Source organism: Bartonella sp. AD328YNZD, assembly GCF_042196425.1.
This window is the reverse complement of sequence record NZ_JBHIQG010000031.1, coordinates 11,163-15,280: the sequence shown is the minus strand read 5'-3', so window position 1 is coordinate 15,280 and position 4,118 is coordinate 11,163. Positions and strand designations below refer to the sequence as shown.

At 39.4% G+C, this 4,118-nt stretch carries 3 protein-coding genes; all 3 read right to left on the bottom strand.

Annotated features, from left to right (window positions below; genetic code table 11):
* Positions 1-1,278 precede the first annotated feature (1,278 nt).
* The 3 genes from ACFIO3_RS02900 to ACFIO3_RS02890 are packed head-to-tail and all read right to left on the bottom strand — an operon-like array spanning position 1,279 to position 3,868.
* Positions 1,279-2,283, bottom strand: coding sequence for a phage tail protein (locus tag ACFIO3_RS02900; protein ID WP_375614718.1), 1,005 nt, complete (start codon positions 2,281-2,283; stop codon positions 1,279-1,281).
* Positions 2,280-3,419: a tail fiber domain-containing protein gene (locus ACFIO3_RS02895; protein WP_375607021.1), complete on the bottom strand. Its 1,140-nt coding sequence runs from the start codon at positions 3,417-3,419 to the stop codon at positions 2,280-2,282. The genes ACFIO3_RS02900 and ACFIO3_RS02895 overlap by 4 nt, the downstream gene beginning before the upstream one ends.
* Positions 3,416-3,868, bottom strand: a complete 453-nt coding sequence (locus ACFIO3_RS02890; protein ID WP_375607088.1) for a hypothetical protein — start codon at positions 3,866-3,868, stop codon at positions 3,416-3,418. The genes ACFIO3_RS02895 and ACFIO3_RS02890 overlap by 4 nt, the downstream gene beginning before the upstream one ends.
* Positions 3,869-4,118 lie beyond the last annotated feature (250 nt).

Here is a 4,118-nt window from a genome sequence, read left to right as displayed (position 1 = left end):
AACCTCAGACAACCATATGAAAGGCTTTAAAAAAAATTTCCTCATCGAAAATTTTTACAAGGTATTTTTTTAGATTATACTCTATTTTCCACCTAAAATGTTGACTTTATCACCTGATAATCAAAGAAAAATGTTTGATCACCTTGCATGCTGTATCAACCTTTCCCAAAATGACAACGCCCACACCGGTCTTTAAATAATGCCAATCAATAAACAATAGTTTGTAAACAATCTGGCTTCTTATCTAACAGATTTAACTTGGCTTTCCCCTTCAAATGCCTCTTTGTAATGCGTCCCTATTTAGAGTTACTCTACAAAAAAAACACTGCTTTAGGAATACTCACAGACGAAAAACACCCTATGCATAAAATTTTAACCGCATCTCAAACAATGGTATTTTACAACACAACGAAACAAACTATTGTCTTACAGATTTTCTCGTATCACTCTCATCCTGTTTCAAGAAGTTTCCTGATAAGCACAAAATGCCATCTCAGAGAGTTCAATGCCTCACCATACGTTACAACGCATCACCAACCTGCTGCTTCTAGCCAACAGTACACCCATTTTGAAAGCAAAGAGGAGCCTTTTTTCCTACATGCTTTGCCAAAAAAGGGAGTGCTTCATTTTGCCTTTTCTCACTTTAAATAAACATATCCGTTGACCTCTTCCCACCACCCTCAAAGGACAAAGGTTTTAGCCCCACATCGGTTTGTAAACAATCCAACTCCTCTGAAGGAGCTCCATATCTGCTCATTATTTATATGATTCACTTGCATAATACTTAACCAAGCAAATCCTCCCCAGAACAGTTGCTAATGTATTAAATACTTTAAGCTATCTTACTGATATCACCACCTTCAATAATAGTGTTTTAATGACGGTACTTTACGCTATAATAGGATAAAATTATCTAGGGGCTTTTTGTCATCGCACAGCAGCGGTTTAAACCCAGCACTTGAAACAATGGATCACGATACCACAAGAGAGAGGCATTTGGGATAAAATCTTTATTCCTCAGCAAAAAACGCCATGAATAAAGAAAGTTTTTTGTTCTTTCCCTATCTTTAATAATCACTGTCTTGATCCTCTAAAGAACAATAGATAAACTCACCTTTAGGCATCCAACAAAGGCAGCACAAAAAATAAAAGAATAAAGAGAGTTGAGTTTTTTTTCTAAAGCGCCTCAAAACTTTCTGCACAATATATTCTATAAGACTTTTTTCATAACAAACATTTTGCAAGCATTTTTATCTTTCTCTCACACAGCTTTCATTCTCAGGCTTTGACAGCATAAACCACCGCCACATTGACAGGACGTGTTTCATCTCCCCCTGTTTTTTGCAACAAGACCTTATGTTCATGCTCTCCCGCAGGACCTGTCAACAAATTTTTATTGTAAATTTGAGCCAGATTTCTATAATATTCACCGTGATTCATATCCCAAACTACCTTTTCAATCATGGGGTAACTATGCTGGTGGTTACCTGTTGAATTTGTTTTTCCTTCATGGGTATGAGATTTAAAAGACTCTTCTTGTCGACTTCCCAAGCGACGTCCTTTATCAATTGCTTTTCCACTATCGAGCCCCCGTAAAAACATTCCACGCAAATCGGGAACATTGAATGTTGTTCTCCCATCTCCTTTTCCCCATGTTTCTCCCAAAACAGCAAAGAGATTAGCATAGTTCCTACGCGAATATTCTTTACCATCACACAGCAGCCATCCAGAGGGTATTTTTTCTGTAGCAAAAGTCCCAATAAATCCAGAAGAAAAAGTTTCAGGCAAAGGAGGAAAGGGAGGGATTTCAGGAAGTTTTATAGTAGGATTGGTTAAAAACCAGCCATCAGCATTTTTTCCGGCAATATCACGCGTATAGACGACTTCATAAAGCCCCCCCTTTTGAATTTCCTCCCCTTTTAAAGGCATGATACCCTCTGGCGTTGCCATATAAGTTGGTCGTGGAAGTAATTGATTCAAAGAAATATTTGTCTTTCCTCTATTGACGCCTTGTGCTTTAAAGCGCACAACAATGCCATCCATATAAGTCTCAAAAAAAGACTTTGTTGCCAAACGAAGTGATGTCCTCTCGTTTTCCACATCGACAGTAAACTGTGTTTCAATCCCGCCCCCATTATCCAACAAATATTCTTTAATGCGTTGCATCATAGCGCGAGCACTATCATTGACTGTGCTTGGCGGTTGCCCTTCTGCCCAGTTTATACTTTCATCGGCATAAGCATTTTCTGATGCAACAATTGACCAATCATAAATCGAACTCATAGAAGATACTCTTTTTTCAAAAAGGGAAAACGAGCAAAAAATGAAGAAAAGAAAGCCGCAACTTTATTTTTAGATGCCGGTATTTTTTCCATTTTCACTTTTTCCATTTTCAAACCTATTTTGTCATAATCAACATGCAATAACTTTGTTTTTGCATTGACATAAACAGCTTCAGGCTTCACACACAACACATCTTGCGCCATAACGCCCTGATAACGTTGTGGATTTCCTTTATAATTAAAGGTATAAAGTGGATATCCCTTTTTCTGCCCCACAGGGATAATATTTTCTTTTGCTCTTACGTCACAAAGCCCTAAAATTCCTCCGACCAATCCAAGCACTTGCTGCGCATCACGCAACGGATCTTTTGTCACAGAAGGTATTGTTGTAGATTTTCCTGAAGTTGTTCCGTAATTTCCAGCGGCCTGTGTTCCTACCTGTAACAAGCGTTCTAAGCGATTCCAATCTTGATTATCTTTTTCTGACCATTTTTGGCGCTCCGCATCTAAGACATTTTGACGATTCATATCTTGAATCATTCCTCCTTTCAAAGCATTGCTTTGCGCATTACTCTGTCCTTGATAATAGCTATTTGCTGCATTAACCTGATCCTGCTGAGAGCGATCAATCATCTGGTTCGCGTTCATCATATTATTAATATCTTGATTATACTGCTGTACCGCAGCATTTGTTGCCAAGGCGCCTAACTCATCGGCCAGCACACCAGTATGAGCGCCAGAACCATAACGTCCTGCCCCAGACATAGATTGATTAATCGCATCAGAAGTTTTATTCAGAGCATTTTGCAATGCAGTATTAAATTTACTATTGCTTCCAATCCAGCTTCCCTTAGCCATACCGGAAAGATTTGTAGCGCTGTTGGTTGGTGCATTCAACCATTGCGTTACCGTTGGATTATTATAGAGCCCTGCTGCTTGTTGTAAACCGGTCAGCGCATTTTTTGTCATATCGCTAAGACCGGCAACTCTCTCTCCCTGATAAACGTTTCCACCAATTCCTTTATTATAAAGTCCAAGCGCGTTAGCACTGGCTTGTTTAAGAATATCAGCGGCCCAAGCGGGTGGTGCATTTGTTTGTGTTGTTGTCTGTACTTGAGGTGTTTTTTTTCTACTCATGAACCCAGAACCTTTCTATATTGAATAAGATTACGAGAATATCCGTGATGAGCGAGCTTTTTCGCCCATCCAGTTCTTCCAAACATGTGCATTTCGTCCGCATTGATTGTTCGCGCCCATTTTTCGACTTCATCAATCAACTTGACCAATTTCAGCCCTCCCTCTCCCGCAAGATCTGAGAGAACGACGCATTTTTTTCCCGTATGGGTTATTTCAACTTTGGTAATTGCAAAAGCACTAAATTGGATTTTATTTTTTAAGACCAGCCACAATTGTGCTTGTCCTGTAGCGATTTCTTCAGCAATTTTTTCCAGACAAACATCATCCGGAAAGCGCTGCGCATATTTTTTCAATGCAGCATTGAGTGCCTCTTGATAGGGAGCTATTTTTTCCCATGGCCACTGCTCTGTCAGATGAGCAGAATATAAATCTTGACTCTCAAGCATCATAATTTGGGCTCTTTTAGCTTTGTCACCCCCTCTTTGAGCAATACGCGTCCCCATACGTACTTCACGCGTTCGTGCTTACCGCACAACTTTCAAAAAGAAGAAGAGAGACACCACAACAAAAAATAATCCCCCATCATCCCTTGTAACAAGAAATAGGGAATACGCCATTCCTACTTTATAGAAACCATGGTGCAGCCTATTTTTCCTTTATTGCAGAAAAGCATGAAACATAACGCACCACATTGTTCTT

What these genes read in the sequence shown, in the direction of transcription:
- ACFIO3_RS02900 (WP_375614718.1), bottom strand. Translation starts at nt 2,283, where the DNA reads ATGAGTTCGATTTATGATTGGTCAATTGTTGCATCAGAAAATGCTTAT.
- ACFIO3_RS02895 (WP_375607021.1), bottom strand. Translation starts at nt 3,419, where the DNA reads ATGAGTAGAAAAAAAACACCTCAAGTACAGACAACAACACAAACAAAT.
- ACFIO3_RS02890 (WP_375607088.1), bottom strand. Translation starts at nt 3,868, where the DNA reads ATGATGCTTGAGAGTCAAGATTTATATTCTGCTCATCTGACAGAGCAG.